Here is a 26,510-nt window from a genome sequence, read left to right on the forward strand (position 1 = left end):
TGGTAGAAACTATAATTACCGCATATAAAAATATATACGTTAATTATTTATATTAATATTTTCTATATAATATTTTTATTTATATATCCAGATGTCATAGCAGATAGTAAAGCTCCATAGTCTAGACTAAAATCAACTATGTCCCCTACTTTATAAACTTTTTCACTTTGGGTTACATCCATTAGAAGATGATCGCTGCTTCCCCCTAGAATAGTTATTTTCTCATCCTTTGGAGTTATTCCATCTATTTTCACATCCTGTCTTCCCATGGAAATTATAGCTCTTCTAATTATACCTCTATCCTCAAAAGTTGGTACTTCTCCAAAGGCATCCATGCCTATATTTCCTATTGGCATAGACGGCTTATCTTTAATCTCAATTATTTCACCCTTTAAAGTAAATATATCCTTAAACATTCCAGGTATATCTCTTCCATATGCAGTTTCTCTACCTAAGACTACAGCCTCTCCAAGTCTTAGATTAGTTACTCCTTTAGGTAGGTTTTTATTAAGAACCATGTATAAGCTACTGGAGTTACCTCCTGATACCACTGGCAATTGAATATTTAGCTCACATTCTACTTGATTTTTAATTTCTATAAGTCTTCCTAAGTTTACATCATCAGGAATTACTCCGCCATAGCAGGTTAGATTTGTTCCTAATCCAAGAAATTTTATATTAGGTAGGTTAATTATTTCCCTTGAAATATTCAAAACATCCTTTTCCAAAACTCCTTCTCTTAAATCTCCTAAGTCTACCATTAAAATTATTTTATGAGTTTTATTTGACTTCATAGATTCCTGTGACAAACTCTTAATTGTTTCTATCTCTGAATTTAAAGAAATATCACAGTATCTAACTACCTTTCTAGCTTCACTAATTGCAGGTATTCTGAGAAGTAACTTCTCACAGTCTAAGTGCTGTAGTTTTTTCAAATTGGATACTCTTGAATCTCCAATGGTCTTCACTCCAGCTTCTAAAATGCCCTCTACAATTTCTGGATGAGAGCAAAACACTTTGGTAACCACTGAAATATCAACATTACTTCTTCTACAGATATTTAATGCAAACTTAGCATTATGTGTTAGCTTTTTTAAATCTACATCTATTCGTGGATAATTTGTTGTAATATCTTCATCTGTCCAAATATCTAATTCTAGTTGAGTATTATAAGTTAACTTTTTATCGTCGAATTCTATACCTGAATTATTATTCACCATATTAAAAACTCTCCTTTAAGTACAAACTCACTTTTATCTATTAACTTCTAAATTATCTTTCTATTGCCGATAATTTCTTTATTATATTTGGCTATGTTTTAAAAGACTGTCGAAATTCACATCAATATTATCTGAGCGGATACCATTTATAGCCATGACTAACATTTACTTTAAACTAGCTTTTAATAGCTGCGTTGCTGCCTCTTTATTTTCTCTACTTAAAACTCCAGCACAAGCCATAATATACATACTATCAAGTAATACCTTTGACTCCTTGGTTGGACGCATGGTAATATCACCCTTAACATCCTTAATACTTTCTAAAATTTCTTCACCTTGGCCAAGTCTTGTAAGTGCCCCTCCAGTTCCTATGATGTACTTAACCATAGATAAATCTTTGCCATAGGCACTAAACTTTCTTCCAGATCCATAGACTCTTTTTATATATCCCACATGCCTATCAATAGCAGTATTCACGGCTTTTCTTGTAAGAACTCTACTCCAATGACGTTCTTCTTCTGTGGCTGGAATAGGTTTTATAAACTCTTCTATTTCGTCCTTAGTTTTTCCCTCTAACTCATGGTCATGTAAAAGTTCTAATACATTTTCTCTATTTACATATACCCCTAAGTCCCCCTCAACAGTACGCTTTGCCTTTGGCTCTGGAGTTACTAAAATATCTAAAACATCAAGACTTCCTTCCGTAACTGAATGAACATCTGTGGTGGCCCCTCCCACGTCTATAACTATAACGTCTCCAATTACTTCATAAAGTAATTTTGTAGCTTCCATTACAGCTCCTGGCGTTGGCATTATAGTTCCATCTAACATTTCCTTAATCTTATCCATTCCACCAGCCTTAACTATGTTAGCTTCAAAGGCATCTTGAATTATTCCCCTTGCTGGCTCAACGTTAAGGTCATCCACTCTTGGATATACATTGTCAATTACGTATAGTTCATCACCTTCAAAGATTTCTTTTATCTCCTCCTGATTAGCTATATTTCCACAGTACACCACAGGAATATTTAAATTTGCTCCTTTAATTATTTCTGCATTATCAAGGGCAGTTTCTCTTTCACCATAATCTGTACCTCCAGCAATCATTATAAGATTAGGACTTATTTCTTTTATCTTCTTAATATCAGTTCTTCTAAGTCTTCCTGCTGTAACCATCTTGATAATTCCACCAGCACCAAGGGCTGCTTCCTTTGCAGCCTTAACTGTCATATCCTGAACAAGTCCATGAACTGTTATTTTAAGTCCCCCTGCAGCACTACTAGTACCTATCATTCTGTCGTACTCTATAGTTTCACCTAAGATATCTTCCATTTCCTTCACTGCATTTTTAAGTCCAATAGTTACGTCACCTTGTAAAACAGAAGTGAAGGCTTTTCCTTGTCCAACAACTTCTACTCCATTTTTAAAATTAAAAGCTGTTACTACCGTAGTTGTACTTCCGATTTCAGCTATTAAATACTCAACTCTCATAGCTTCCCTCCTAGTTCAAAGGGCTGTCTCAAAATTAAGTATATTAAAACCCGTGTTGAAAGTAGACTTATATTATTGCCACTTTCAACATTCAGATAAAACATAGTTCAATTATTATGAGACAGCCTCTTTATTATTTGTTGAATTCTATTTATTCATCAATGTTTCAATTATGAATGATGCTACATTGTTTCCGTGAGTTCCTCTTCCAAACCCTGCATTCATTCCATTAGCTACTGCAACTTCATTAGTTACTTGAGTTCCACCGCAGCAAATAATGAATTTATCTCTTACCCCTTTTTCTATGCAAAGATCATGAATTTTTTTCATATTCTTAGTATGAATATCATTGTGAGTAATAATAGTACTCATTATAATAGCTTGAGCTTTAGTTTCTATAGCTGCATCTATTAATTTCTCTACTGGACATGAAGTCCCAAGATATACAACATCTATTCCGTATCTCTCTATTCCCCCATGCTTAATATCAATTATTTCTCTAAGACCAACAGAGTGTTCATCCTCACCAACTGTAGCAGCTACAACCTTAAGTGGATTATTTCTAACATAATCTCTCATTACATCATCAGCTAAAAGCTCTTGTTTTTCTGGAACCTTAAGCTCAGCCTTTTTAATTGCAAAGTTTACCTTACCTTTGATTTCCACTAAAGTACCTTCAGCATCTTGCATGATTTGTTTATGAATAACCTCAACATCTGTTAAATTCATGTTTCTACCCATTTCAAGAGCAGCTGCTTCTGCGATACGCTCTTCTTCTGTAATAAATAAAGTTACAGATACGTATCCATCATTTTTCCACTCAACTTCTGGAATTATAGTTCCTTCATTTTTACTAGCCTTTTCCATTCTTACATTAACATTATCCTCTTCGTCAAGCTCATCTATATAAACTATTTTGCTATGATCACATAATGTACATTCATTTATAGCATCACATGGTTTATTATATTTTTCAGGTACATTGTTGTATCCAAAGTGTGCACATACAGGTGCAAAGTAATCCTTATCTCTTGGAACAACTGTATCTACAGCAATACCAGCATCTATTTTTCTTACGATACCATCACTATTTCTTTCTGGATATTCTCCTGAATCTACAAAGAATCCATCCTGAACAGCCTTAAAGTATCCGCCGCCTTCAATCATTTCTTCAAGGAATAATACAGCTCTTTCTTTAAGTTCTCTAACCTTCTCTGGAAGATAACCATCTTTTTTAAGCTCTATCATATCCATTAATCCATCCATACCAATTAAAGCTTGTTTTGCAGTATTCACAGCGTGTATATTATTATAATGCCATGGTACGTTTCTTCCTTCATCAGGAGTAATTGTACTTTGAATATCCGCTGAAGTAAGCTCAGAGATTAAAAGGTTTAATGAATGAGTTACTGTAGCTTCTCTAGTACATGAAGCCATATATTTTGTATTCATTTGAGCTCTCATTTTATAGTTTCTAAATAAATCTCTAAGTGCTACTGCATAAGGTAAGTCATAACGCATACATGGAGCCGGTGGTGCTGTTGGTGGCACTGTAGATAATGATATATTACTTTGTTTCATACCAACCATTTCAGAGAATTTAGAGTTTATAGCATGTTGAACCATAAGTTCTGGCATTACCTTATAGCCCTTCATAGCTGTTGCATTTGCATTATGTGCTCCATCTATTTGAAGAATATCAGCCCAAGCCATTATATGTTTTGCAACCGCTGCATCTACAAAAGATCTAACCATATTTATATTTCTATAAAGTACATTATATTGTGGATCTTGGTGTGCTCCATTTATTCCTTCTTCTGCAAACATTACAGCGATATCTGGACCTGCAACACCTGAAACGTAAGAGTGGAAGTTTATTTCTCTTCCAACTTCTTCTTCTATTAAATCAAGAGCTTTTCTTGTAGCTCTAACTTCTTTTCTTGTTATTGGAACTCCACCAGTTCCTTCTGGACTTCCTTCAATTAAACTATCATAATGACTTTGACCTGATGTTCTTATAACCATTATATGATCTGCACCATGCCAAGCTGCCATTCTCATTCTTCTAATATCATCTTCAAATCTTCCTGAAGCTACTTCTGAAGTTATTACAGCTCTTGGTTGAGGATCTATATTTGCAAAGCTTGTAGCTGATGGAAGTGCCTTACTATTTTTTAGGGGTTTTGAGATTTCCTTATATTCAAACTCACCCATTGGTTCATTATATTCTTCTCTCCAATGCCAGCCTCTCCTCTTTGGTTCATACTTATCTAAATCCTTAAGTATTTCTGCTACATCAATTTTCTTATTTATATCTAGCATTATTTATCCCCCCTAAACAAGTTAGTAACTTCATTCCAGCCCTTACCTTCTCCTAGTTCTTTACCAGCTTCTAAATATGGCATTCCCTTAAGTTCTCCATATTTTAATACTACATTTCCCATACCCTTTCCAAGAAGTCCAGCTTTTAGTCCCTCTTGAACTATTGCTTGAGACTCAATACTTGAGAATCCCATTCTAAGAAGTACTGATCTTTCTATTGATGATGAAGTATTTCCATATGCTAAATCCACCATTGGCGTTACTATTTCTTCAGTTAGTTTCCAAAATCTTTCATATAGCTCCTCATCATTTAAATTAGCTAAATGTTCTCTTCTTTTATTGAAATCATCTTCTCTTTTCACTATTTATCTCCCCCTAATAGTTTTTTATTATTTATTTCACACAACCCTATTAATTGTTATTATTTCAATCTTTACGACCTCTTTAACTTCCATGGTCAACAACTCATCCACTAAAGTTATAAATCTGATTTATTTCACACAAATCCCAAATTCCTTTAATATTTCTATAACTTGATTTTCCTGAAGTTTTGTTTCATCAGAAAGGAACTTAACATCTATGTCTGAAACTTCATTTTCCTTCAACAATTTCACAGTATTTTTTATAAGAGATTTTCTATAATCATTTAAATCCTTATTATCAACTTGAAGATAAGATGGATGTTCTGGCAGTATGATATTTTCTCCTGGAATCTCCTCTACAGGATTTCCCTTTAATATTTTAATTCCATTATCCTTTGCAAAGGTAAGCTGTGGGACAATATGTTTTCCAGCTCCTGTATATTCAGTTTCTTGAACTACAATAATTGCATCATCATCCATCTCTTGAGCTATAACAAAGGCTGCCGCTAAAGATGTATTACCTGCTGGTCCTCTTTCTAATCCTTCTAACTGTGCTAAAAGCTCTGTCATATAAAATACTTGTCCTTGAGCTAGAGTCACATATCTATCCAAATATCTTAGAGGCCTTGCAGCACTTCTTGGAACATCACTTCTATCTGGCCAAACCATAAATGGAATACCAAAACCAGTATGTCCCGTAGTAAATGATTTTTTATTAAATGCTTCATTACTTGCCATATGAAGTCCTTGTAGATTTACAGAAGCACCAATTACCTTAGTATTTGTAGCTCCAGCTTTTATAAGTCCTCTTCCAGTACCAGTGACATTTCCACCACCTGCATGAGTAATTACTACTGCATCTGGATCCTTTCCAAACTTCTCTCTACACTCTGTAGCTATTTCATAACCCAGAGTTTCAACTCCAGCTATTCCATAAGCTGAGTATAGTGATGCATTATAAAATCCTGTTTCCTCCAAAGTCTCTAGATAAGTGTAAAATAATTCCGGTCCTACAGTTAGTTGCAAAACTTCTGCTCCTAAGTATTCACATTTTCTTCCCTTTTCAATTATTTCCGGTTGTCCAACTTTCTTAGAATCATAGCACTCTTGAACAATTGTACATTTTAATCCATGGATTGCAGCTTGAGATGCCACTGCTGCACCATAATTTCCAGAAGTTGCTGATGCTACTCCCTTATATCCTCTTTGCTTTGCATCATAAACAGATACTGATGCTCTTCTATCCTTAAAGCTTCCTGATGGATTACACCCCTCATCCTTTACAAAGATTCTTGCAGCCTTTCCAGTCTTAGAAACCTTTCTTGCAAGGGCTGTAATATTTCTAAGTTCTAGAAGTGGTGTGTTTCCGACTCCTACATCACTTTGAATTTTCATAATATCACTTAATGAATATCCTATATCTCTCATCATTCCTTCATAGTCAAAAGCGATATTACCATTCTCATATTTATCAAAATCCATTCCAACGGATTTAATCATTATTTCATTTTTTCTGCTCATTACTTTTTCATACTTATTCATGTAAATCACCCACTTTCCTTAATAACTACTTATTGAAAAAGCATTTCCTTTGCCTGTTTGCCAACGTATGCTATCTCACTTACATATCTACCAAATCCATGTGAATATCCTGGCTCCACTATTTTAACTATTCCCTTCATAGTTCTACCAATGGGAGTAGTAATCTCTACACTCTCTTCTAACTCACAATCAGAATTTGCAAATCCTCTAACCCACATTCTTAATGGAGTTTGTTTTGTATCCTCAGGAATTGCTGATGATCTATCCTCACACTCTAGCACAACTGTTTCTATTTCAATAAATGTACCTTTTTTAATCAACTTATTCACCTCCAAATAAATCTAATACCTTATCCTAAACACACTTAAAATAATATGATTATCTTTAAGTAAAATATTCATTACAGTTACATTTTATTAGATTGTTGAAATTGACATCAATATTATCTGAGCGGGTATAATATGATGTCTTAATCAACACTAATTTAAAACATACTATCTTTCAATAAAGTTTCTAAAGTCTCCCATTATAGCTCTTGGAACTGGTAAATCTATCATAGTTTTTAAGCCAGCTCTTGCATTGATTACGTGAGGAATCATATTTACAACCATTGCTATTGTTCCAAGTCCTCCATCAACTTCTGGTTTTATAGCCATATTAACTTCTGGAGTTCCTTTTATTGTTATATAATCTCCTGTGAATGTTCCTTCCATCTCTGGCTCGATTTGTTGTGGGTGAATCATATCTATTTTAAGTTCTCCATTAACATATCCTTGTCCAGTCATATTAACACCAGCCACATCTCCAGCAGCTGCAAAACCATAAGGTGATTTTCTATCTACATTAGTTACTATCGGTGCCATTTGTTGCTCAAACTTATCAACCTTCCATCCCATTGAATCAGCTATCATATTTACAGATTCTATGAATCCAACATGTCCTGCTAAGCTTCCATCTGCAACTCCAGCATTAAAGTCATCAACCTTCATACCAACACCTTGTTCTTCCATAACTGCTGGTCCAAATGGTGATAAGCTGTTTACTCTCTTAGCTTCAACATGAGTTACTTCTGTCATGCAGCCTGTTAAACAAACTACAAGTAAATCCATTATTAAACCTGGGTTTATTCCTGTTCCAAGTATTGTAACTCCATTTTCCTTAGCAATTCTATTTAATTCAGCTGCAAGGTCAGGATTCTTTGCTTGTGGATAAGACATTTCCTCAGCTGTGGATATAACATTAATTTTCTTTTCTAAAACAGATTTTAATCTTGGAAATGCATTTTTAGTGAAAGAATCTGTTGCACATAAACATACATCACAACATTTTTCTGTTAAAACTTCATCTATGTTAGAGTTTATTATTACCTCTTGTCTATCTCCTTTTTCCACACCTAAAACTTCAAAAATACTTTTTCCTGCTCTAGCTGGATGCATATCACAAACACCCACTATATCTACACCAGTTTTAGTTAAAAGCATCTTAGCCATTCCACTTCCCATAGCTCCAAATCCCCATATCGCTACCTTTACGTTTTCCATTTTAAATCCCCCTCATGGTTTTAATTTATTTCATATGCTTTTACTATAGCAATTCGTATGCCAACTTTTACCTATTATTCTTCATGTTATTATCTTATTTTTCTGTAAATTCAGATAATAATGCAATAATTTTTCCCTTTACTGCAAAATTTTTTTCGCAAACACCCTTGCTTAATACAGCAAAAATGCCTATGCAAAATTATTTGCATAGGCATTGCTGATTATTGGGCATATTTGAAATTAACTTTTACAATAGACTTATCTTATAGCTAAATTAATTTATATTTCTTCAGTTTATATTGAAGATTTTGCCTTGATATCTTTAATTCCTCAGAAGTTTTACTTACATTATTACTATTTTTTAAATAAATCTTCTCTATTATATTTTTCTCCACAGTATCTATATATTCATTTAATGATACTTCTCCCTTATATCCCAATTCATTTGAACTTTCAACAATGCAGTTAATCTTAGTGCCAAAATACTCCTTAGTTAAAATTTCTCCGCCCTCTACCATATTCATAGCACTTTCAATAGCATTTTTTAGCTCTCTCACATTGCCAGGCCAACTATGGTGTAGAAATCCCTGAATTACATCTTCGGAAATCCCCTTAATATTCTTAAATAAAATTTCATTATAGTAGTTTGTAAAAAATTCACATAGTAAAGGAATATCTTCCACTCTTTCTCTAAGGGGTGGTACCACAATTTTTATTACACTAAGCCTATAATAAAAATCTTTTCTTAACTTACCTTCTTTTATAAGTTTATCAGCCTCTTCGTTTATTGTAGCTATTATTCTTACATCCACATCGATGGTTTTATTGCTTCCTAAAGGCCTTATGTATCCATCTTGAAGCACCCTTAAAAGCTTTGACTGAAGATATGGTTCCATAGAATTAATCTCATCAAGTAAAATAGTTCCTCTATTAGCCTCTTCAAAGAGACCCTTCTTATTTTCAGCCCCTGTAAAACTACCTTTAACAGTTCCAAATAACATTCCCTCTAAAAGAGCACTAGGTATTGCAGCGCAGTTAATAGCTATAAATGGCTTGTCTCTTCTTACGCCTTCATAATGTATACTTTGGGCAAATATCTCCTTTCCACATCCAGTTTCCCCATATATGAGCACTGAAGAATTTGATATACTAGCTCTTTTCCCCTTTACTATTTCATCCATCAAGGTCTTGCTTTTTCCTATGATATCCTTAAAGGTATAAAAGTGTTTTTTTGATTTTGTCTTGTTTTCCAATACACAGATAGTTTCATTAAGCTTTTTTATCTGGGTCATATCTCTAGCTATTTCTATTACTGCTTCAATTTTTTCTCCAACTCTAACTGGTATTGTTGAGTTTATACTTGTAATAACCTTCCCCTTATCATTACTATAATTTTGAACACTATCCTTAAATATATTTCCACTTTGCAAACAATTTATAATTGTTGAATCTTCTTCCATGCCCTTAAGATATTCATGAATTTCCTTTCCCATAACATCTTCCTTTTTTACACCCTCGATGTTTTCCATGGCATCATTATAATAGATTGTTTTTCCTTGACTATCTACTATATGTATTCCTTCTTTTAAATTACTAATTAAGGTTTCTAATAGCACATTAACATTTTCCATAAATATTCCCCCAAACATTTAAACTCCTATATTATTGTTATCCCATAAATATGTAAACCTTATCCTAAAAAATTTTTCTTTAACTAATTGTAAACTCATTATAATTAACTATATAATAAATTTACCACAATATCGTAATATTATAAATTCATTATTCTAACAATTGTAATTTTATAATATTTTTTATGATTTTAATCTATAATATAGATAGGTATAGTTATATATAAAGGAGTACTATTATGATTAATGATAATATAGTAAATCTTGCTGCTGAAGCTGGAAAAATAATGCTTCAAAATGGCGGTGAAACTTATAGAGTTGAACAAACTATAAGTATGATTTGTAGTTCATATAATATAAAAAATGCAGAGAGTTTTGTCTCTCCTACTGCAATAATAACCTCTACTACAAACGAAAATGGAAGAAGTAGTACTATAATTAAAAGAATTACTTCCAGATCTATAGATCTTCAAAAGGTTGCTTTAATTAATAATCTTTCAAGAAAAATACAAGTAACACCTATAAATCTAAATCAATTATCGAAGGAGCTTGAGGATATTAGAAATTATCCCAAATACAGTAATAGAATAAAGACATTCTTTGCTGGTGTAAATACTGGAACCTTTACTTTACTATTTGGTGGAAATATTTTCGATTTTATAATTGCATTTTTTGCTGGAATATTAATTAATTTACTTACATCCATGCTTTCAAGATTAAGCGTTAATGACTTTTTCATAAATGTAGCAGGTGGTTCTTTAGCTGGTATAATAGGTCTTGTATTTTCTTCTATTAATCCTGTGTTTCATCAAGATAAAATCATCATAGGTTCTATTATGCTTTTAGTTCCTGGACTTGTTATAACTAATGCAATACGGGATACCATATCTGGTGATTTATTATCTGGACTTGCACGAAGTCTAGAAGCCATTATGATTGCTGGTGCTATTGCTATTGGAACAGCCTTCAGCTTTAAGCTATGGATTGCTTTAGTAGGAGGTGTGTAAAATGTTTTTTGAAATTATATATGCCTTTATGGCTACCCTAGGATTTGGTATACTATTTAATGTTAGAGACAAAAATTTATTTTTCGCGGCATTAGGTGGTGCTTTTGGATGGTTTTTCTATAGCCTTACCTTAAGACTATACGGTTCTGATATAGAAGCAATGCTAGTAGCCTCCATAGTAATAAGTATATACTCTGAAATTTTTTCAAGGGTTTTAAAAAATCCTGTAACACTCTTTTTAATATGTGCTCTTATTCCTTTAGCGCCTGGTAGTGGCATGTATTACACTGTACTATACGCTGTTCAAGGAAATGTTTTTGAATCCTTAAACTATGGTATTAAAACGCTCTCCTTAGCAGGGGTTATTGCAGTGGGAATAATTCTAGTATCTACTTTAAGTAGACTAATACAAAAACTAATGATGAGAAGAAAAAATCGTAAGCTTCAAAAGATAGAGGAATAATGAACTTTTATCATGTTAAAAGTTCATATCCTCAATATTCTATATCAACATATTTAAAAATAAATTAATAACAAAACTGATATCTAAAGCGGTCTCCTTGATAAGGGTATTTACAAAAACTTGATTGTTAGTCATACAATCGAAACAACACCTATAAATTGTAAATTATTCTTATTAGGAGGCCATTTATTGATATTTTAGACTTAGATTATATTGAAATTGATGGACTACTTTACCACTATGCCAAAATTGTAAATTTGCCTAATGACAAGTAAATTGCTCATAATCTGCATCCTAAATTGATGTTCGCCTTATTTTTGCAAGATATATTATCGCAATTATAGAAGTAATCATTTCAGAAAAAGTGAATGAAAGCCAAACACCATTCATTGAAAATAATAAGGTTAGAACAAATACAAGTGGAATGATGGCTACACAACCTCTTGTAACAGAAATAACAAATGCACTTTTTGCCTTTGCAGTTGCACTTAAATATGCAGCACTGATTATATTGAAGCCTGCAAAGAAAAAGCCGATGAAGTATAGTCGAAATCCGTTTGTTGCAATTGGAATTAAATCCTTGTTATTTTCACTGTTGAAAGCCTCAATGATATTATTTGAACAAAGAATCGTGACAATATAGATTATAGTAGCAACCGCAAAAGACAAAATGACAGCATGTCGCAAAATTTGACGTAACATACAAGTATCGCTTGTCCCATATCCTTTGCTCGCAAGTGGCTGTATCCCTTGCGCAATCCCCGTAAAAATTGCGATTACCACAAGAGCTAAATTTGCAACGATTCCATAAGCTGCAACACCGACATTGCCCTCCAACTTTAAAATCACAAGATTAAATATAATCAGTACAATACCCGATGACATTTCCGTGACGAATGCGGATAAGCCAAGATTTACAATATCTGCAATATATTTTATCTTGACTTTACAGCGAGTAAGCCAAAAGTTATTTTTATGCTTTACGAAGTGGATTGATAATAGTCCTATGCTGATTATGGGCGCAAGTCCTGTGGCGAATGCGGCACCAAACATCCCCATCGAAAGCGGAAACATGAAAATATAATCAAGAATTATATTTGAGAAACTGCCAAGAAGCATTGCGGACATTGATAATCTGGGATTACCATCATTGCGAATAAAAGCAAGCAGAATATTGTTAATAATAAAGCACGGTGAGAAACAAAGAATGGTGGTCAAATATGTGACCGTTAGTGGAAGCGTACTATCATCTGCACCAAGTAGTTTTGCAATCGGATTTGATAAAACTACTCCGGAAAAAAGCAAAAAAATTCCGATAACTATTCCAAATAATATTGTATGCACAAAAACAGCATTTGCTTTTTGATGCTCATTTTGTGACTTGAAGATAGTATATTTGGTTGCGCCGCCAATGCCTACCATTAGCCCCGCACCTTGAATGAAGCAGTAAATTGATATTGAGAAATTTAGCGCCGCAAGTCCTGTTGCACCAAGAGCACCTGAGACAAAAAATGTATCCGCAAGTATATAGCAGGACAGCCCAATCATTCCAAGTACATTAAGACTCACATATTTCATAAAGTTTTTCAGTACAGTATTATTTTTCATATTTCCTCCCAAAAAAAAAGTGTCCAAACGCACACTCCTTCCAAGACCTAACGGAATGTGTTTGAACACTTAAACTGTTTTACTCGGTAGCAAAACAAAGTATTATTATTATTTATTATTTATAGTGTAGCATATACTTATGACTTTTTCAAGCAATATAAAACAGTAATGAGCTTACCTGGTCAAGTAAAATTGTAACACTTAGTTCGATTAATTTTATGAATCCCTCTTTTCAAAGGACGTAAGAGCACCTAATGAGCTGTGATGTCTTTAATGATGATAAAAAAATATAATCATTAAAGAACGTAATCTTTCACTCCATCTATATGCTACATTTACATCACTTATTTCGAATAGCTTAGGGGTTTTGCTTATTAGGCACTCTTACCCACAAAGCATATACCTTACATGTATTTTCTGTCCGTCAGACCAGAGTTTTGCCGCCGACTTCCTTCATATTCCACGTCACCATGGACACCCTTGTCTTAAGCTATGCACTTGGCACTATTAACCCGTGCTCAGGACTTTCACCCGTTAGATTGCACCCATGCTAGGCGCACTGAAAAAAGAAGTAAATACAAAGTACTTACTTCTTAATGTTAAAACTTATTGATATACCACCATGCCGTTTCCATGGGCTATTCGAACCCTGTCTACCAGGGGTGGAATCGCCTCATTACATCTGGTACCAGCTATAAATAGCCAGTCAACACTCCATAATAAGAACATCAACCACAATGTTAAAATGTTGGCTCAACATAAACCATTTCAACGCACACAGCAGAATATTGTTTAATATTATTATATAGCAATTTAATTTAAATTGCAATTACAATTAAAAAATAAATTAAGGTATATCAATAGGTTTATAAAGTTATTATGCCCTTATTTTTTTGAATTATTCCTTGCTTTAATTAATTGCTATATTTTAAATCAGTGTTGATTATGACATCATATTATCTTAAAATAGTTTATGCCCTTAAGTATAATAACTTAAGGGCATAATTTATTCTTTATTATTTTTCTGTTTTACTTATTCCTACTCCAAGCTCTCTTAATTGTTTATCATCTACAACATTTGGAGCTTCACTCATTGGACAGTAAGCATTTTGATTTTTAGGGAATGTGATAACATCTTTAATATTATCAGTTCCTGCAAGGAACATTACCATTCTATCAAGACCATATGCAAGTCCGCCGTGTGGTGGTGGTCCATATTTGAATGCTTCTAATAAGAATCCAAATCTCTCCCATGCACTTTCGTCGGTAAAGCCTAGAAGATTAAATATTCTTTGTTGAAGTTTAGTATCATGTATTCTTATACTTCCTCCACCAAGTTCTTCTCCATTTAATACTATATCATAAGCTTTTGCACGAGCTTTTCCTGGATCAGTTTCTAAAAGATGCATATCTTCATCCATTGGTGCTGTGAACGGATGGTGAAGCGCTACAAATCTCTTCTCTTCATCATCATATTCAAACATTGGGAACTCTGTAACCCAAACAAAGTTAAACTCTTTATTATTTTCAAGAATCCCAAGTTCTTTCGCAAGCTCTAGTCTTAATGCTCCTAAAGATTGAAGTACTACACTATCAACATCAGCAACTATTAGAACTAAATCTCCAACCTCTGCGCCTGATGCATTTAAGATATTTTGCATTTCTTCTTCTGAGAAGAACTTAGCTATAGGAGATTTTATTTCTCCTTCTTTATAAGCTATCCATGCAAGGCCTTTAGCTCTATAAGTCTTAACGAATTCTCCTAATTTATCAATTTTCTTTCTTCCCATATCACCACAGTTTTTAGCTACGATAGCTCTTACTGAACCACCATTTTCTATAGCTCCTTTAAATACAGCAAACTCTGTACCTTTCACTGTTTCTGTGATATCTTGAATTTCCATTCCAAATCTTAAATCTGGCTTATCACTACCATATTTATTCATTGCTTCAACGTATGGCATTCTTCTTATTGGAAGCTGAACATCTACATCAATAACTTCTTTGAATACTTTTTTAAGTAGTCCTTCATTTAAAGCTATGATGTCTTCCATCTCTATGAAGCTCATCTCCATATCGATTTGAGTAAATTCTGGTTGTCTATTAGATCTTAAATCTTCATCTCTAAAACATTTAACAATTTGAAAATACTTATCGTATCCAGATACCATTAATAACTGTTTAAATATTTGTGGAGATTGTGGAAGTGCATAGAACATTCCAGGATAGTTTCTACTTGGAACTAAATAATCTCTAGCACCCTCTGGAGTACTCTTAGTTAACATTGGAGTTTCCATCTCTAAGAATCCATTCTCATCTAGGTAATCTCTTACTACCTTTGAAGCTCTATGTCTAATCATTAAAATCTTTTGCATATCTGGTCTTCTAAGATCTAAATATCTATATTTTAATCTTATGTTTTCGCCAGCATCTAAATCTTCTTTAATGTATATTGGTGGAGTTTCTGATTCTGAAAGTATTTTAATGCTTTCACCCTTAAGCTCAACCATTCCTGTTGGTAGATTATTGTTTGGAGATTGTCTTTTTATAACTTCTCCTGTAACTGCAATACAGTACTCTGATTTAACTAAGTCAGCCTTTTCAAAAGCTTCTTTATTTATTTCCTCACCAAATACAAGTTGTAAAAGTCCTGTTCTGTCTCTTAAGTCTACAAAAACTAGGCCTCCTAAGTTTCTTTTTCTTTGAACCCATCCCATAACAGTGATTTTTTCAGAGATATTTGATTCTCTTACTTCACCACACATGATGGTTCTTTTTAGACCATTAAGTGATTCACCCATGTCAATTCCTCCTGTTTAAATTATATAATTAAATTTACTTTATAATAAATATTATCCATGAATATAAAATAGATAACCTTTAATATAAGGTATCAAGTAATGCTATTTTCTTAGATATCATTTCATCTATCCTCTTGTTATACTCTCTAACATCCTTAACATTTGCAAAACGTTCTATCCTGTTTTCATCTAAAAACACAACTTTTGAAACTCCATCTGCTCCTAATGCTATGATAGTCTGTTTTTCTTCAATCATTTGGATATTATAAATACATATCTTTTCATCAGTGCAGTATCCCACATTTTCCATGCTACCTACCATATTCTTCTGTCTATACATATAATATGGTTTCATATTTAAATCTTGGGATAACTGTTTTGTAGCTCCATACATATTATTTAGCTCTTGCTGCTCTGGCACTCTATACTTTTTATTGTTAACCATATTTTCATATAGTTTAGAACCTCTTTTAATAGACATCCCATGGATTGTTATATTGTCTGGTTGTAACTGAAATATTTTCTTGCAACTATTATTTATATGTGTTAGATTTTCACTTGGAAGTCCTATTATCATATCCATATTGATATTATCAAAGCCTAACTTCCTTGCTAGTTTAAAACATTTCTCCACATCATCACTATTATGATTTCTTCCAATAATTTTTAGAGTTTCATCATTCATTGTTTGTGGATTAATACTAATTCTGTTTACATTATATTTTTTCATAGATAATAGTTTACTTTCGGTTATACTATCAGCTCTTCCACATTCTACTGTAAATTCCTTTACATCTTTCCCTTGAACAAAACTTCTATAAATTTTATTCATTATATCTTCAAATTCTTCTTCATTTATAGATGTTGGCGTACCTCCACCAAAATAAACACTTTCTATAGTTAATCCTTTTTCTTCTATGTACTTACTTATAGATGTTATTTCCTTGGTAAGGGAATATAGGTAATCCTTAACTATAGGCTTGCATGAACCTATTGGATTTGAAGTAAAAGAACAATATACACATCTAGTTGGACAAAATGGCATTCCCACATATACGCTAATGGTATTTTTGTCCTTATTAACTATGTTTTTTTCATATCTAGCTACATCCATGCAAAGCTTTGACTTCTCCTCTTGAGTTTCATGTCTATCCTTAAACTCACTTATAACCTGCTCTTCAGTATATCCTTTTTCTAAAAGATCCAATGCCTTTTTAGAAGGTCTTATGCCTACTAGCGTCCCCCAAGGAAGTAATTTCCCAGTAACTTCTCTTAGATATACAAATACGGCTTTTTTAACTTCTTCAGAAAGTCTATACTCTTTATTCACTTTATAACTAGTACTACCATTTTCTCCATGAATTAAAATGGTATCTTCATCTATATTTATAAATAATCCCTCATCTTCATCCACAAATTCTATATCAATAAAACTAAAGAATAGACTTACCATTAGGAAAACATCATACCTAAAGTCCATATTATTAAGTTTTATCTTAATAGATTTTATATCTTCCATCATTTATATCAAATCCTTATTTAAAATTATCTTTAGCAGTAACTTCTTCCCATATTCATTGGAATGAGTATGCTTTACTAGCCAAATCACAGATTTATTTTTTCGCTTTGCTCTCAAAGACACTCCTTCTCATTTCATTCGAATGAGTAAGTTCAACTAACCAAATATAAAATTTGGAGTGTCACTTACAGAAATGGATTTTCTGCTCTTTCTTGACCAATAGTACTACTTGGTCCATGACCTGGATGGACTGCAATATTATCAGAAAGTGACATTAATCTCTCTTTAACACTATTTATAAGAGTGTTATGATTTCCACCTGTTAAATCACTTCTTCCAATAGATTGCTTAAATAAAGTATCTCCTGTAAATACATCTGCCTCAGTCAAAAGGCATATTCCACCTGGTGTATGTCCTGGTGTTGCTATAACCTCTATTTTGCAGTTACCAAACTTTATTATATCTCCATGTTTTAATATCATATTTGCTCCACCTTTAATTAGTGGTCCATAATACATTGCCTTATTCAAAATCATATCATTATCTTCTTTTGACATAGCTACAAGTGCTCCTGTCTTAGCTTTTAAGCCTTCCACTCCTGTAGTATGATCAAAATGCCCATGGGTTAGTATTATATATTTAGCCTTTGCAGATAATTCTTTAAGTGATCTACATATATCATCTATATCTCCGCCTGGATCTAGAACTACTGCTTCTTTAGTAGATTCATCAAATAATATATAACAATTTGCTGCATAAGTACCTGCCATCATTTTTTTTATAATCATTGTTACACCTCAACACTTATTCCATATTTAAAACATTAAACATCCACACTATAAACTTAATTTAGAAATCTTTTTTACTTTCTAATAGTAAGGTTACAGGCCCATCATTTATAATCTCAACCTTCATGTCAGCCCCAAATTCTCCAGTTTGAAGATTTGGTACTTCCTTCTTGAAAGCTTCTACTAGCTCATTATATAAATCCTTAGCAGCTTCTCCACCTTGAGCTTTCATGAAGTCTGGTCTTTTACCCTTTCTACAATCTCCATAAAGAGTAAATTGAGAAATTAAAAGTAATTCTCCTTTTATATCTTCAAGTGAAAAATTCATTCTTTCGTTTTCATCTTCAAAAATTCTCATTCCAAGAACTTTTCTAACTATATATTCTATATCTTCTTTAGTATCCTCTTTACTTATTCCAACAAGTAAATTAATACCCTTTCCTATCTCTGCTATAACTTTATTATCAACTTCAACCTTTGAAGATTTAACTCTTTGAACAACAGCTCTCATCATTAACACCCCTTAGTTTTAATTCTTCTTCCTATAAACGTCCTTAACATCTTTTATTTTTTTAAGTTTTGCTTGAATATCCTTTAGATGATCTATTCCAGAAATATTCACCTTTAAACTAACCACTGCTATATTATGCTTGTTAGTTATAGCACTTATATATAAAATATTAGCCTTCAGTCCTGACAAAACCTCTATTATATCTGTAAGTAGGCCCAATCTGTCCTCAGCCTTTATCTCTATATCTGCAGTGTAGTTTTCTTTATTTCCATTTCCCCAAGAAACTTCTACAATCTTGTGGCTTTCATTTTCCTCTAAAGTAATTATATTCTTACAATCACTTCTATGGATTGAAACACCCTTACCTCTTGTGATATACCCAGTAATTTTGTCTCCGTATACAGGACTACAACATTTTGCAAATCTAACTTGTATATTAGACATATCCTTAACTGTAATTCCAGAATAGTTATTGTTTATCTGCTTTCTTGGTTTTTCTTCTTTAATAATATTTACATCTGTTATCTTAAGAAGTTTTGAATTTTCCTTATCATAGGCATCCTTTAACTTTGTAATCATATTGGTAGGATTAATCTCTCCAACACCTACGCCCTGATATAGATCCTCAATATTTTTTAAATTATACCTTCTAATTGTCTTTTCCAATATATCTTCATTGATGATCTGAGAAAAAGTATAATTTTGTCTTTTACACTCTTTATCAACTAATTCTTTTCCCTTTGCAATTGCTTCTTCTCTATTAGCCTTCTTAAACCATAGCTTAATCTTGCTTTTAGCTTGGTTACTCTTTACTATATTAATCCAATCAATACTTGGTCCTTTTGAATTTGCAGAAGTAATAACCTCAACAATTTCTCCAGTTTTCAACTTATAGTCAAGAGGCACTATTTTACCGTTAACCTTACCTCCACTACATTTGTGACCTACTGCCGTATGAATATAATAGGCAAAGTCTATAGGTGTTGAATCATTAGGTAAGCTTATAACATCTCCCTTTGGAGTGAATACAAATACCTCATCTGAAAATAAATCTATTTTAAAACCTTCCATAAACTCTTCAGCATCTGAAGTTTCCACCTGCCACTCAAGCATTTCTCTAAGCCAAGAAAGCTTAGAATCTAAAGATTTGTCCTTCTCTACATCTTGAGAATTTTCTTTATACTTCCAGTGGGCAGCAATACCATACTCAGCTGTCTTGTGCATATCTACAGTTCTAATTTGAATTTCAAAAGGTTTTCCGAAAGGCCCTATAACAGTAGAATGAAGTGATTGATACATGTTTGGTTTAGGCATTGCAATATAGTCCTTAAATCTACCTGGTATAGGCTTATACATAGTATGTACTATTCCTAGTGCAGCATAGCAGTTTCCTATATCACCTACTAGAAGTCTCACTGCTGTAAGGTCAAATATTTGATCTATAGTTTTATGGCTCTTAATCATTTTTCTATATATACTGTAGAAGTGCTTGGGTCTGCCTTCTATATCAGCTTTAATTCCCACAATATTAAGATTTAGCTTAAGTTGAGAGATAATATGATTTATTTGTTCTTCCCTCTCATTTCTCTTATCCGAAATTAACTTTACTAAGTCATAATATTCCGTTGGATTTAAATATCTTAAAGCAAGATCCTCAAGTTCCCATTTAATCTTTGATATTCCAAGCCTATGTGCAAGTGGTGCATATATATCTAAGGTTTCTTTAGCTTTTTCTCTTTGCTTACTCTCAGACATATATTTTAAAGTCCTCATATTATGTAATCTATCTGCAAGTTTTATAAGTATTACTCTTATATCCTTTGCCATGGCAAGTAACATCTTTCTTACATTGTCCGCTTGTTGTTCTTCTTTAGTTTTATATTTAATTTTCTCAAGCTTAGATACACCTTCTACAAGGTCTGCTACCTCTACTGAGAAAATCTTACAAACATCTTCATATGTATATTCTGTATCTTCAATTACATCATGTAATAGCCCTGCCACTATTGTTGATGTATCAAGTCCAAGTTCCGCAAGAATACATGCAACTTCAAATGGATGAATAATATAAGGCTCTCCCGATTCTCTTTTCTGTTCTTTATGGGCACTTACAGAAAATTCATAGGCCTTATTTACAAAATTGATATCCACATTGTTACAATTACTGTTAATTCTTTCTATCAATTTATCAATCATTAGAATACACTCCTAAAATTAAAGGCTGGTTAATGAACCAGCCAGCTATTTAAACTCAATAATATTATATACTACGCTCCAAATTATTGCAATTTTTCTTTAAGTTTAAAAAGGGTAATCTATAACCGACATAATGTCATATCCTGTTATCTTTTCTCTTCCCTTAAGTTCTGTAAGTTCTATTAAAAAATCTATAGCTACAACTTCTCCACCTGACTGTTCAACAAGCTTAGCAACTGCTGCTACAGTTCCTCCTGTGGCAAGTAAATCATCAATTATTGCAACTCTTTGGCCTTTTTTTATGGAATCTTTATGAATCTCTAACACATCGCTACCATACTCTAAGTCATATGACGTTTGTATAGTTTCATATGGAAGCTTACCTGGTTTTCTAACTGGTACAAAACCTACACCTAGTGCATATGCAACAGGTACTCCAAATAAAAACCCTCTTGCTTCTGGTCCTATAATTATATCTATATTTTTATCCTTTAAGTGTTCTGCAAATATATCTATAGATGCTCTTAATGCAGCTCCATCTTGTAATAAAGTTGTCACATCCTTAAAACTTATACCTGCCTTCGGAAAATCTTCAATTACTCTTACTTTATCCTTTAAATTCATTATTATTCCTCCTACACCCACTACATTAACATATTTTATGCTAATTAAATTATATATTAATTTTAATCTGTTATTCAATACTTATGTGGTATGTGTGCTTCTATTTTATTTTTGTAATCTTCATTCTAAATTTCTCATTATTTCTTTGTATAAATACTTTGCAATTTGTTTCGCCCTATAACTGTTATTTGTAGTGAAAAGTTCTACAATTATTCTTGCATTATCTAACTTGTTTTTTGAAACCATTTTAGGAAGTAAGGTTTTTATTCCTTCATCATAAAAATCCATGACCCCACCATAATTATTTTCATGCTCTTCTAAAAGGGCTATAACACCATAATTGTTTGTACATGATAACTTCTCACAACCCTCTTCAACAAAATATCTATTTTCATTCTTTATTTCTATTCCTGTTGTAATTATGCCCATCATCACTAGATCTAAATACTTTTGAGTGCAACTTATTTTATAATAAGATGCTATAACCTGTATAAATTTATAAGTAAGTGAACAAGCAGTGAAAGCCTTGAAAGGATAGTTACAGTTTGGTTGGCATGTATTTATAGTTATACAACTGCCATCGTCCATTATATAGTCATGATAATCAATTACGATTATATCTATATAATTATCTTTGCAAATATCTAATTCCTCTTTAGAATTAATTCCACATCCAACAGTTATGATTAAACTTGCTCCAAGACATAATAAATTATTTTCTATGTCTTCTTTGTTTAAGTTTCTATCGTCTCTGTATATGCTTGGTATAAAATATTCTACATCACTGTTTACATATCTTAATACTAATCTTAGAAGAGATATGGCACATACACTATCAAAATCATGATAGCCATATATAACTATCTTTTCTCTTTCATTGATAGCTTTAACAATTCTATTTAATGCAATTTTCATATTTCTTAAAAAAAGTGGATTGTTCACTTTTCCATTTAAATTATACTCCATATGCTCTCCTCCAAATTAATAGAAAACACATATATTATAATTTAAAACTACCAATATTACAAATAAATTCTTATAAAAATGGCGAAAAACCGCATAAAATGTTTTTCGCCATTGAAATTTGTCTATATTAAGCCACTGAAGTAGCTTTTTTCTTACTCTTCCTATTTTTTAGCATAACCCATATTGGAGAAGCTATAAATATTGATGAATATGCTCCACTAGTAACTCCTATAATAAGTGGAAGAGTAAATTCTCTAATAGATGGTACAAACACATAAACTGCAACTATAGTTATAAGTGTTGTCAGCGATGTATTTATACTTCTAGTTAAAGTTTCTTTTATACTTATATCTGCAACTTCTATTGCAGTCATTCTTCTGTTCTTCTTATAATTTTCTCTTATTCTATCAAAGATAACAATTGTATCATTTATAGAATACCCAACTATTGTTAAAATAGCTGCTATAAATGGTGTGTTAACTTGAATACCAAGAATTGCATAAAAAGCAACAGTTATTAATACATCATGTGCAAGTGCAAGTATAGCTGCTACTGCAAAATTAAGTTCAAATCTAGCTGTAATATATATTAACATAGCAAGAGATGCAATACCTAACGCCATTAATGACTTCTGCTTTAATTCATTACCTACAGTAGCCCCAATAGTTTCTTTTCCAATTAAAGCACTATCCTCTAATGAATATTTTTCTTTAATACTATTTACAAGAGCATTAGTTTTGTCTTCAGTTAATATTCCTTCTTGAACTATTATCTGTATTTCTTTTCCCTCATTTGCTATCTTTGTAGAATATTTACCCTTAGCATATTTATCTATAATAGCATTAATATCATTTTTCTCAAACTCTTGGTTTATTTCTAAAGTAATTAAAGTTCCACCTTTAAAATCAATACCAAAGTTTAGACCTTTGACTGCTAAGAATCCCATTCCAATAATAATTATGGCAAAGGATATAGAAAACCAAATTTTACTTTTCTCAACTATTTTATTCATGGCTTTTCCCTCCTTTAACACCAAAGTGTGATGGTTTATTTATCCATCCCGCATTTACAGCATTGTTAAGTAGGAACTTAGTAACAAAAAGAGCAGTAAATATACTTACAATTATACCAATTAGTAATGTTACTGCAAATCCTTTTACCGTACCTGAGCCTAAGAAATAAAGCACTAGAGCTGCTATAATCGTAGTTATATTTGAGTCAAGGATAGATGATAAAGCTCTATTATACCCCGCTTCCACAGAACTCTTAATAGATTTTCCTGCCTTTAACTCTTCTTTAGTTCTCTCAAATATAAGTACATTGGCATCTACAGCCATACCAATTGTTAACAAAACACCTGCAATACCAGCCAAGCTTAGCACAACTCCAAATTCTCCAAAGATTATAAGAAGTATACATATATAAAGGACTAGTGACACAGATGCAACAACCCCTGGAAGTCTATAGTATGCAATCATAAATAATATTACACATATAATCCCTATCATTCCTGCTTGCTTACTAAGAGATAGTGCTTCTGCTCCAATAGTTGGTCCTACGGTTTTAACGGAACTCGGTTCTAAACTTACAGGAAGTGCTCCTGATGTGATAATGTTTGCTATTGAGTTAGCTTCCTCTAAAGAACTCATTCCTTCAATAACAGCCTTACCATCACTTATAACCGCGTTAACTACTGGATTAGTTAAAGTTTCACCATCCATTTTAATAGCTATATTTTTATTTAAAAATGTTTTTGTAGCCTCAGCAAATTTCTTTGTACCTTCTTCATTTAACTCAAGGCTAACTAAAGCTTTATTTTCCTGAGAAATATATGCTTTTGCTTCTTTAACTTCTTTTCCTGTTAAAAGCACATTACTATCTGGATCTTCAAAGGTTAACTCTCCAGTTTTACCAATAGTTTCTAAAACTTTATCCGTATTGAATTCCCCTGGAATTTCAATTCTAATTCTATTGTCCCCTTCTTGAGTTATCGGAATTTCACTTACTCCGTCTTTATTGACTCTCATGGAAATAAGTTCTATAGTTCTATCGATTATATCTGCATCTACGTTCTCATCTTTTATCTCCATTAAAAGTGACGTTCCTCCAACTAAATCAAGCCCTTTGTCAATACTATTACCAAATGTATTAATTTTATAACTCCCCAAATTTAACCCATAAAGTCCAGCGTATGCAAGAATCCCAATTAGTAATACTGAAATCACAAGTATAATTCCACTTTTCCCATTTTTCTTCTTCATGGTTATCCCCTTCCTGTTATTTAAAAATTATTTTTCTAAGCACCTTATTAATTATTTATTTTACAGGTATTTTATGGATAAAATCAAGTATATAAAGTTAAATTCATAAATATTTATTTTTTTTACTACAATTACCCTCTATATACCCCATCTTATCCATTTATTTTAAGTATTCTCAGCTTTGCAATCTTTATTTTAGATTAATTTTTTCACTCTTAAATTTTAATAAACTTGCATTATTATTTTGTGGTTTTAGCTTTTAAAGCTATGGCACATTCTATTCTCTTCTTCTGCATTTCACATCCTAATTCATAAGGTATATGAACATCGCCATTAAAGTTAAAGTTATTAGCTTGGCATCCTCCACTACAGTAGAATCTTGCCCAGCATTTTTTACAGGTAGGCTTGTTATATATGTGTGCATCTTTAAGGTTTTGAACTATAGAGTAGTCCTTAACCCCTTCATAGATATCTCCCATAAGGAAATCTTTATTCCCTACAAATTGGTGACAAGGATAAATTTCTCCATCTGGAGTAACTGCAACATATTCATGTCCTGCTCCACAACCTGAAATTCTCTTGTAGATGCATGGTCCACCTTGAAGGTCTATGTTGAAGTGATAGAACTTAAATGGATTTCCTTCCTCACTTTTTTTAATCATATACTCATATAGCTTATCATATTGATCAAAAATTATAGGAAGATCTTCCGCTCTTAATGAAAGTTCATGATTATCTGGAAGTACTACTGGTTCTATAGATATTTCATCAAATCCTTCATCCACCATATGTTTAACATCTTCAAAGAAATCTGTATTTTCTCTTGTGAAAGTACCCCTTACATAGTAAGTTTTAGATTTGTCTCTAATTTCTACCATCTTTTTAATTTTAGGAAGTATAGAATCGTAAGAACCTGTTCCATCAAATCTTACTCTTACTTTATCATTGACTTCTTTTCTACCATCTATGCTTAAAATGATATTTCCCATGTTTTTATCAAGATAATCCATTATTTCATCATTTAAAAGTGTTGAATTAGTAGTCATTGTAAATCTTATATTTTTATTATGGATTTTTTCTTGTGTTCTACCATAGTCAACAATTTCTTTTATAATATCAAAGGCCATCAATGGCTCTCCACCAAATAAATCAACTTCAATATTTCTTCTTTTTCCAGAATTTTTAATAACAAAATCTATAGCGTCTTTACCTACTTGTGCGCTCATGGTCTTTCTACAACCCTTGTATTCACCCTCATCTGCAAAGCAATATTTGCATTTTAAATTACAATCATGAATTATATTAAGACAAAGAGCCTTAATAGCTACTTCTGCCTTCTCACTCAACATGGCTATATTTTCATATAAATCCTTAGAATATAGCATTTCTTCATCTACTAAATATTTTAACTCTTCATATACTTCATCAATTTCTTCACTTGAATATCTGTCTTTGTATATTGTCTTCAATTCTTCTTTACTTTTTAATTTATCAGAATCTAGCATATCATATACTAGCTCGTCCACTTCATGAACTGCTCCTGAATTTACATCTATAACATAAAAATCATTACCTTGTTTAAACTTATGAATTAATTCCATTATTTTTTCCTCCTAACTAAACATAAAGCAGTAACCTTTTGTTACTGCCTTTAAAA

21 protein-coding genes and 1 other RNA gene are annotated in these 26,510 nt (G+C 32.3%); 2 read left to right on the forward strand and 20 right to left on the reverse strand.

Features of this window, described 5'->3' with window-relative positions; genetic code table 11:
- Positions 1-62 precede the first annotated feature (62 nt).
- From orr to RSD37_RS06560, 8 genes are all read right to left on the reverse strand, one after another.
- Positions 63-1,130, reverse strand: coding sequence for an ornithine racemase Orr (orr, locus tag RSD37_RS06525; protein ID WP_346945940.1), 1,068 nt, complete (start codon positions 1,128-1,130; stop codon positions 63-65).
- A gap of 255 nt (positions 1,131-1,385) precedes the next feature.
- Positions 1,386-2,711, reverse strand: coding sequence for a GlmL-related ornithine degradation protein (locus RSD37_RS06530; RefSeq protein ID WP_346945910.1), 1,326 nt, complete (start codon positions 2,709-2,711; stop codon positions 1,386-1,388).
- A 147-nt stretch (positions 2,712-2,858) separates the two neighbouring features.
- A complete protein-coding gene (gene oraE, locus RSD37_RS06535; RefSeq protein ID WP_346945911.1) occupies positions 2,859-5,033 on the reverse strand; it encodes a D-ornithine 4,5-aminomutase subunit OraE in 2,175 nt (724 codons plus the stop codon).
- On the reverse strand, positions 5,033-5,395 hold the full coding sequence (locus RSD37_RS06540; protein WP_346945912.1) for an ornithine aminomutase subunit alpha: 363 nt from the start codon (positions 5,393-5,395) through the stop codon (positions 5,033-5,035). The genes oraE and RSD37_RS06540 overlap by 1 nt, the downstream gene beginning before the upstream one ends.
- A gap of 129 nt (positions 5,396-5,524) precedes the next feature.
- A complete protein-coding gene (ortB, locus tag RSD37_RS06545; RefSeq protein WP_346945913.1) occupies positions 5,525-6,937 on the reverse strand; it encodes a 2-amino-4-oxopentanoate thiolase subunit OrtB in 1,413 nt (470 codons plus the stop codon).
- 29 nt (positions 6,938-6,966) lie between these two features.
- Positions 6,967-7,266 (reverse strand): 2-amino-4-oxopentanoate thiolase subunit OrtA, encoded by a 300-nt coding sequence (gene ortA, locus RSD37_RS06550; protein ID WP_346945941.1) that lies wholly within the window; start codon positions 7,264-7,266, stop codon positions 6,967-6,969.
- A gap of 165 nt (positions 7,267-7,431) precedes the next feature.
- A complete protein-coding gene (gene ord / locus RSD37_RS06555; protein ID WP_346945914.1) occupies positions 7,432-8,478 on the reverse strand; it encodes a 2,4-diaminopentanoate dehydrogenase in 1,047 nt (348 codons plus the stop codon).
- A 269-nt stretch (positions 8,479-8,747) separates the two neighbouring features.
- Positions 8,748-10,109: a sigma 54-interacting transcriptional regulator gene (locus tag RSD37_RS06560; protein ID WP_346945915.1), complete on the reverse strand. Its 1,362-nt coding sequence runs from the start codon at positions 10,107-10,109 to the stop codon at positions 8,748-8,750.
- A gap of 239 nt (positions 10,110-10,348) precedes the next feature.
- Here RSD37_RS06560 and RSD37_RS06565 point away from each other — a divergent pair, with 239 nt between their 5' ends.
- Positions 10,349-11,116: a threonine/serine exporter family protein gene (locus tag RSD37_RS06565; RefSeq protein ID WP_346945916.1), complete on the forward strand. Its 768-nt coding sequence runs from the start codon at positions 10,349-10,351 to the stop codon at positions 11,114-11,116.
- A gap of 1 nt (position 11,117) precedes the next feature.
- The gene (locus RSD37_RS06570) at positions 11,118-11,579 is read left to right on the forward strand and encodes a threonine/serine exporter family protein (RefSeq protein WP_346945917.1); all 462 of its coding nucleotides are present in this window, start codon (positions 11,118-11,120) and stop codon (positions 11,577-11,579) included.
- A 294-nt stretch (positions 11,580-11,873) separates the two neighbouring features.
- Here the strand turns inward: RSD37_RS06570 and RSD37_RS06575 are convergent, their stop codons facing one another.
- From RSD37_RS06575 to scfB, 12 genes are all read right to left on the reverse strand, one after another.
- Positions 11,874-13,187 (reverse strand): MATE family efflux transporter, encoded by a 1,314-nt coding sequence (locus tag RSD37_RS06575; RefSeq protein WP_346945918.1) that lies wholly within the window; start codon positions 13,185-13,187, stop codon positions 11,874-11,876.
- A gap of 610 nt (positions 13,188-13,797) precedes the next feature.
- A non-coding RNA gene (ssrS, locus tag RSD37_RS06580) (6S RNA) lies at positions 13,798-13,977 on the reverse strand.
- Between the two features lie 226 nt (positions 13,978-14,203).
- Positions 14,204-15,988 (reverse strand): aspartate--tRNA ligase, encoded by a 1,785-nt coding sequence (aspS, locus tag RSD37_RS06585; protein WP_346945919.1) that lies wholly within the window; start codon positions 15,986-15,988, stop codon positions 14,204-14,206.
- Between the two features lie 79 nt (positions 15,989-16,067).
- On the reverse strand, positions 16,068-17,510 hold the full coding sequence (locus RSD37_RS06590) for a coproporphyrinogen III oxidase (protein ID WP_346945920.1): 1,443 nt from the start codon (positions 17,508-17,510) through the stop codon (positions 16,068-16,070).
- A 182-nt stretch (positions 17,511-17,692) separates the two neighbouring features.
- Positions 17,693-18,295: an MBL fold metallo-hydrolase gene (locus tag RSD37_RS06595; RefSeq protein WP_346945921.1), complete on the reverse strand. Its 603-nt coding sequence runs from the start codon at positions 18,293-18,295 to the stop codon at positions 17,693-17,695.
- Positions 18,296-18,356: 61 nt separating this feature from the next.
- The gene (dtd, locus tag RSD37_RS06600; protein ID WP_346945942.1) at positions 18,357-18,806 is read right to left on the reverse strand and encodes a D-aminoacyl-tRNA deacylase; all 450 of its coding nucleotides are present in this window, start codon (positions 18,804-18,806) and stop codon (positions 18,357-18,359) included.
- Positions 18,807-18,824: 18 nt separating this feature from the next.
- Entirely contained in the window at positions 18,825-21,002 is a 2,178-nt protein-coding gene (locus RSD37_RS06605; protein ID WP_346945922.1) for a bifunctional (p)ppGpp synthetase/guanosine-3',5'-bis(diphosphate) 3'-pyrophosphohydrolase, read from the reverse strand.
- Positions 21,003-21,107: 105 nt separating this feature from the next.
- Positions 21,108-21,626: an adenine phosphoribosyltransferase gene (locus RSD37_RS06610; protein WP_346945923.1), complete on the reverse strand. Its 519-nt coding sequence runs from the start codon at positions 21,624-21,626 to the stop codon at positions 21,108-21,110.
- Positions 21,627-21,746: 120 nt separating this feature from the next.
- On the reverse strand, positions 21,747-22,592 hold the full coding sequence (locus RSD37_RS06615; protein ID WP_346945924.1) for a DHH family phosphoesterase: 846 nt from the start codon (positions 22,590-22,592) through the stop codon (positions 21,747-21,749).
- Between the two features lie 127 nt (positions 22,593-22,719).
- Positions 22,720-23,604, reverse strand: coding sequence for a protein translocase subunit SecF (secF, locus tag RSD37_RS06620; RefSeq protein ID WP_346945925.1), 885 nt, complete (start codon positions 23,602-23,604; stop codon positions 22,720-22,722).
- Entirely contained in the window at positions 23,597-24,853 is a 1,257-nt protein-coding gene (secD, locus tag RSD37_RS06625) for a protein translocase subunit SecD (protein ID WP_346945926.1), read from the reverse strand. The genes secF and secD overlap by 8 nt, the downstream gene beginning before the upstream one ends.
- A 239-nt stretch (positions 24,854-25,092) precedes the next feature.
- The gene (gene scfB, locus RSD37_RS06630; RefSeq protein ID WP_346945927.1) at positions 25,093-26,454 is read right to left on the reverse strand and encodes a thioether cross-link-forming SCIFF peptide maturase; all 1,362 of its coding nucleotides are present in this window, start codon (positions 26,452-26,454) and stop codon (positions 25,093-25,095) included.
- Positions 26,455-26,510: the final 56 nt, after the last annotated feature.

Origin of the sequence: Clostridium sp. (assembly GCF_036646415.1) — a bacterium.
In the GTDB taxonomy this organism is placed as follows: Bacteria; Bacillota; Clostridia; order Clostridiales; family Clostridiaceae; genus Clostridium_J.

Coding starts and splice junctions, on each gene's coding strand:
- RSD37_RS06570 (WP_346945917.1), top strand. CDS start 11,118: ATGTTTTTTGAAATTATATATGCCTTTATGGCTACCCTAGGATTTGGT.
- RSD37_RS06565 (WP_346945916.1), top strand. CDS start 10,349: ATGATTAATGATAATATAGTAAATCTTGCTGCTGAAGCTGGAAAAATA.
- RSD37_RS06615 (WP_346945924.1), bottom strand. CDS start 22,592: ATGGAGTATAATTTAAATGGAAAAGTGAACAATCCACTTTTTTTAAGA.
- RSD37_RS06575 (WP_346945918.1), bottom strand. CDS start 13,187: ATGAAAAATAATACTGTACTGAAAAACTTTATGAAATATGTGAGTCTT.
- RSD37_RS06590 (WP_346945920.1), bottom strand. CDS start 17,510: ATGATGGAAGATATAAAATCTATTAAGATAAAACTTAATAATATGGAC.
- dtd (WP_346945942.1), bottom strand. CDS start 18,806: ATGAGAGCTGTTGTTCAAAGAGTTAAATCTTCAAAGGTTGAAGTTGAT.
- ord (WP_346945914.1), bottom strand. CDS start 8,478: ATGGAAAACGTAAAGGTAGCGATATGGGGATTTGGAGCTATGGGAAGT.
- aspS (WP_346945919.1), bottom strand. CDS start 15,988: ATGGGTGAATCACTTAATGGTCTAAAAAGAACCATCATGTGTGGTGAA.
- RSD37_RS06610 (WP_346945923.1), bottom strand. CDS start 21,626: ATGAATTTAAAGGATAAAGTAAGAGTAATTGAAGATTTTCCGAAGGCA.
- RSD37_RS06605 (WP_346945922.1), bottom strand. CDS start 21,002: ATGATTGATAAATTGATAGAAAGAATTAACAGTAATTGTAACAATGTG.
- RSD37_RS06595 (WP_346945921.1), bottom strand. CDS start 18,295: ATGATTATAAAAAAAATGATGGCAGGTACTTATGCAGCAAATTGTTAT.
- scfB (WP_346945927.1), bottom strand. CDS start 26,454: ATGGAATTAATTCATAAGTTTAAACAAGGTAATGATTTTTATGTTATA.
- RSD37_RS06530 (WP_346945910.1), bottom strand. CDS start 2,711: ATGAGAGTTGAGTATTTAATAGCTGAAATCGGAAGTACAACTACGGTA.
- secF (WP_346945925.1), bottom strand. CDS start 23,604: ATGAATAAAATAGTTGAGAAAAGTAAAATTTGGTTTTCTATATCCTTT.
- RSD37_RS06560 (WP_346945915.1), bottom strand. CDS start 10,109: ATGGAAAATGTTAATGTGCTATTAGAAACCTTAATTAGTAATTTAAAA.
- secD (WP_346945926.1), bottom strand. CDS start 24,853: ATGAAGAAGAAAAATGGGAAAAGTGGAATTATACTTGTGATTTCAGTA.
- ortB (WP_346945913.1), bottom strand. CDS start 6,937: ATGAATAAGTATGAAAAAGTAATGAGCAGAAAAAATGAAATAATGATT.
- oraE (WP_346945911.1), bottom strand. CDS start 5,033: ATGCTAGATATAAATAAGAAAATTGATGTAGCAGAAATACTTAAGGAT.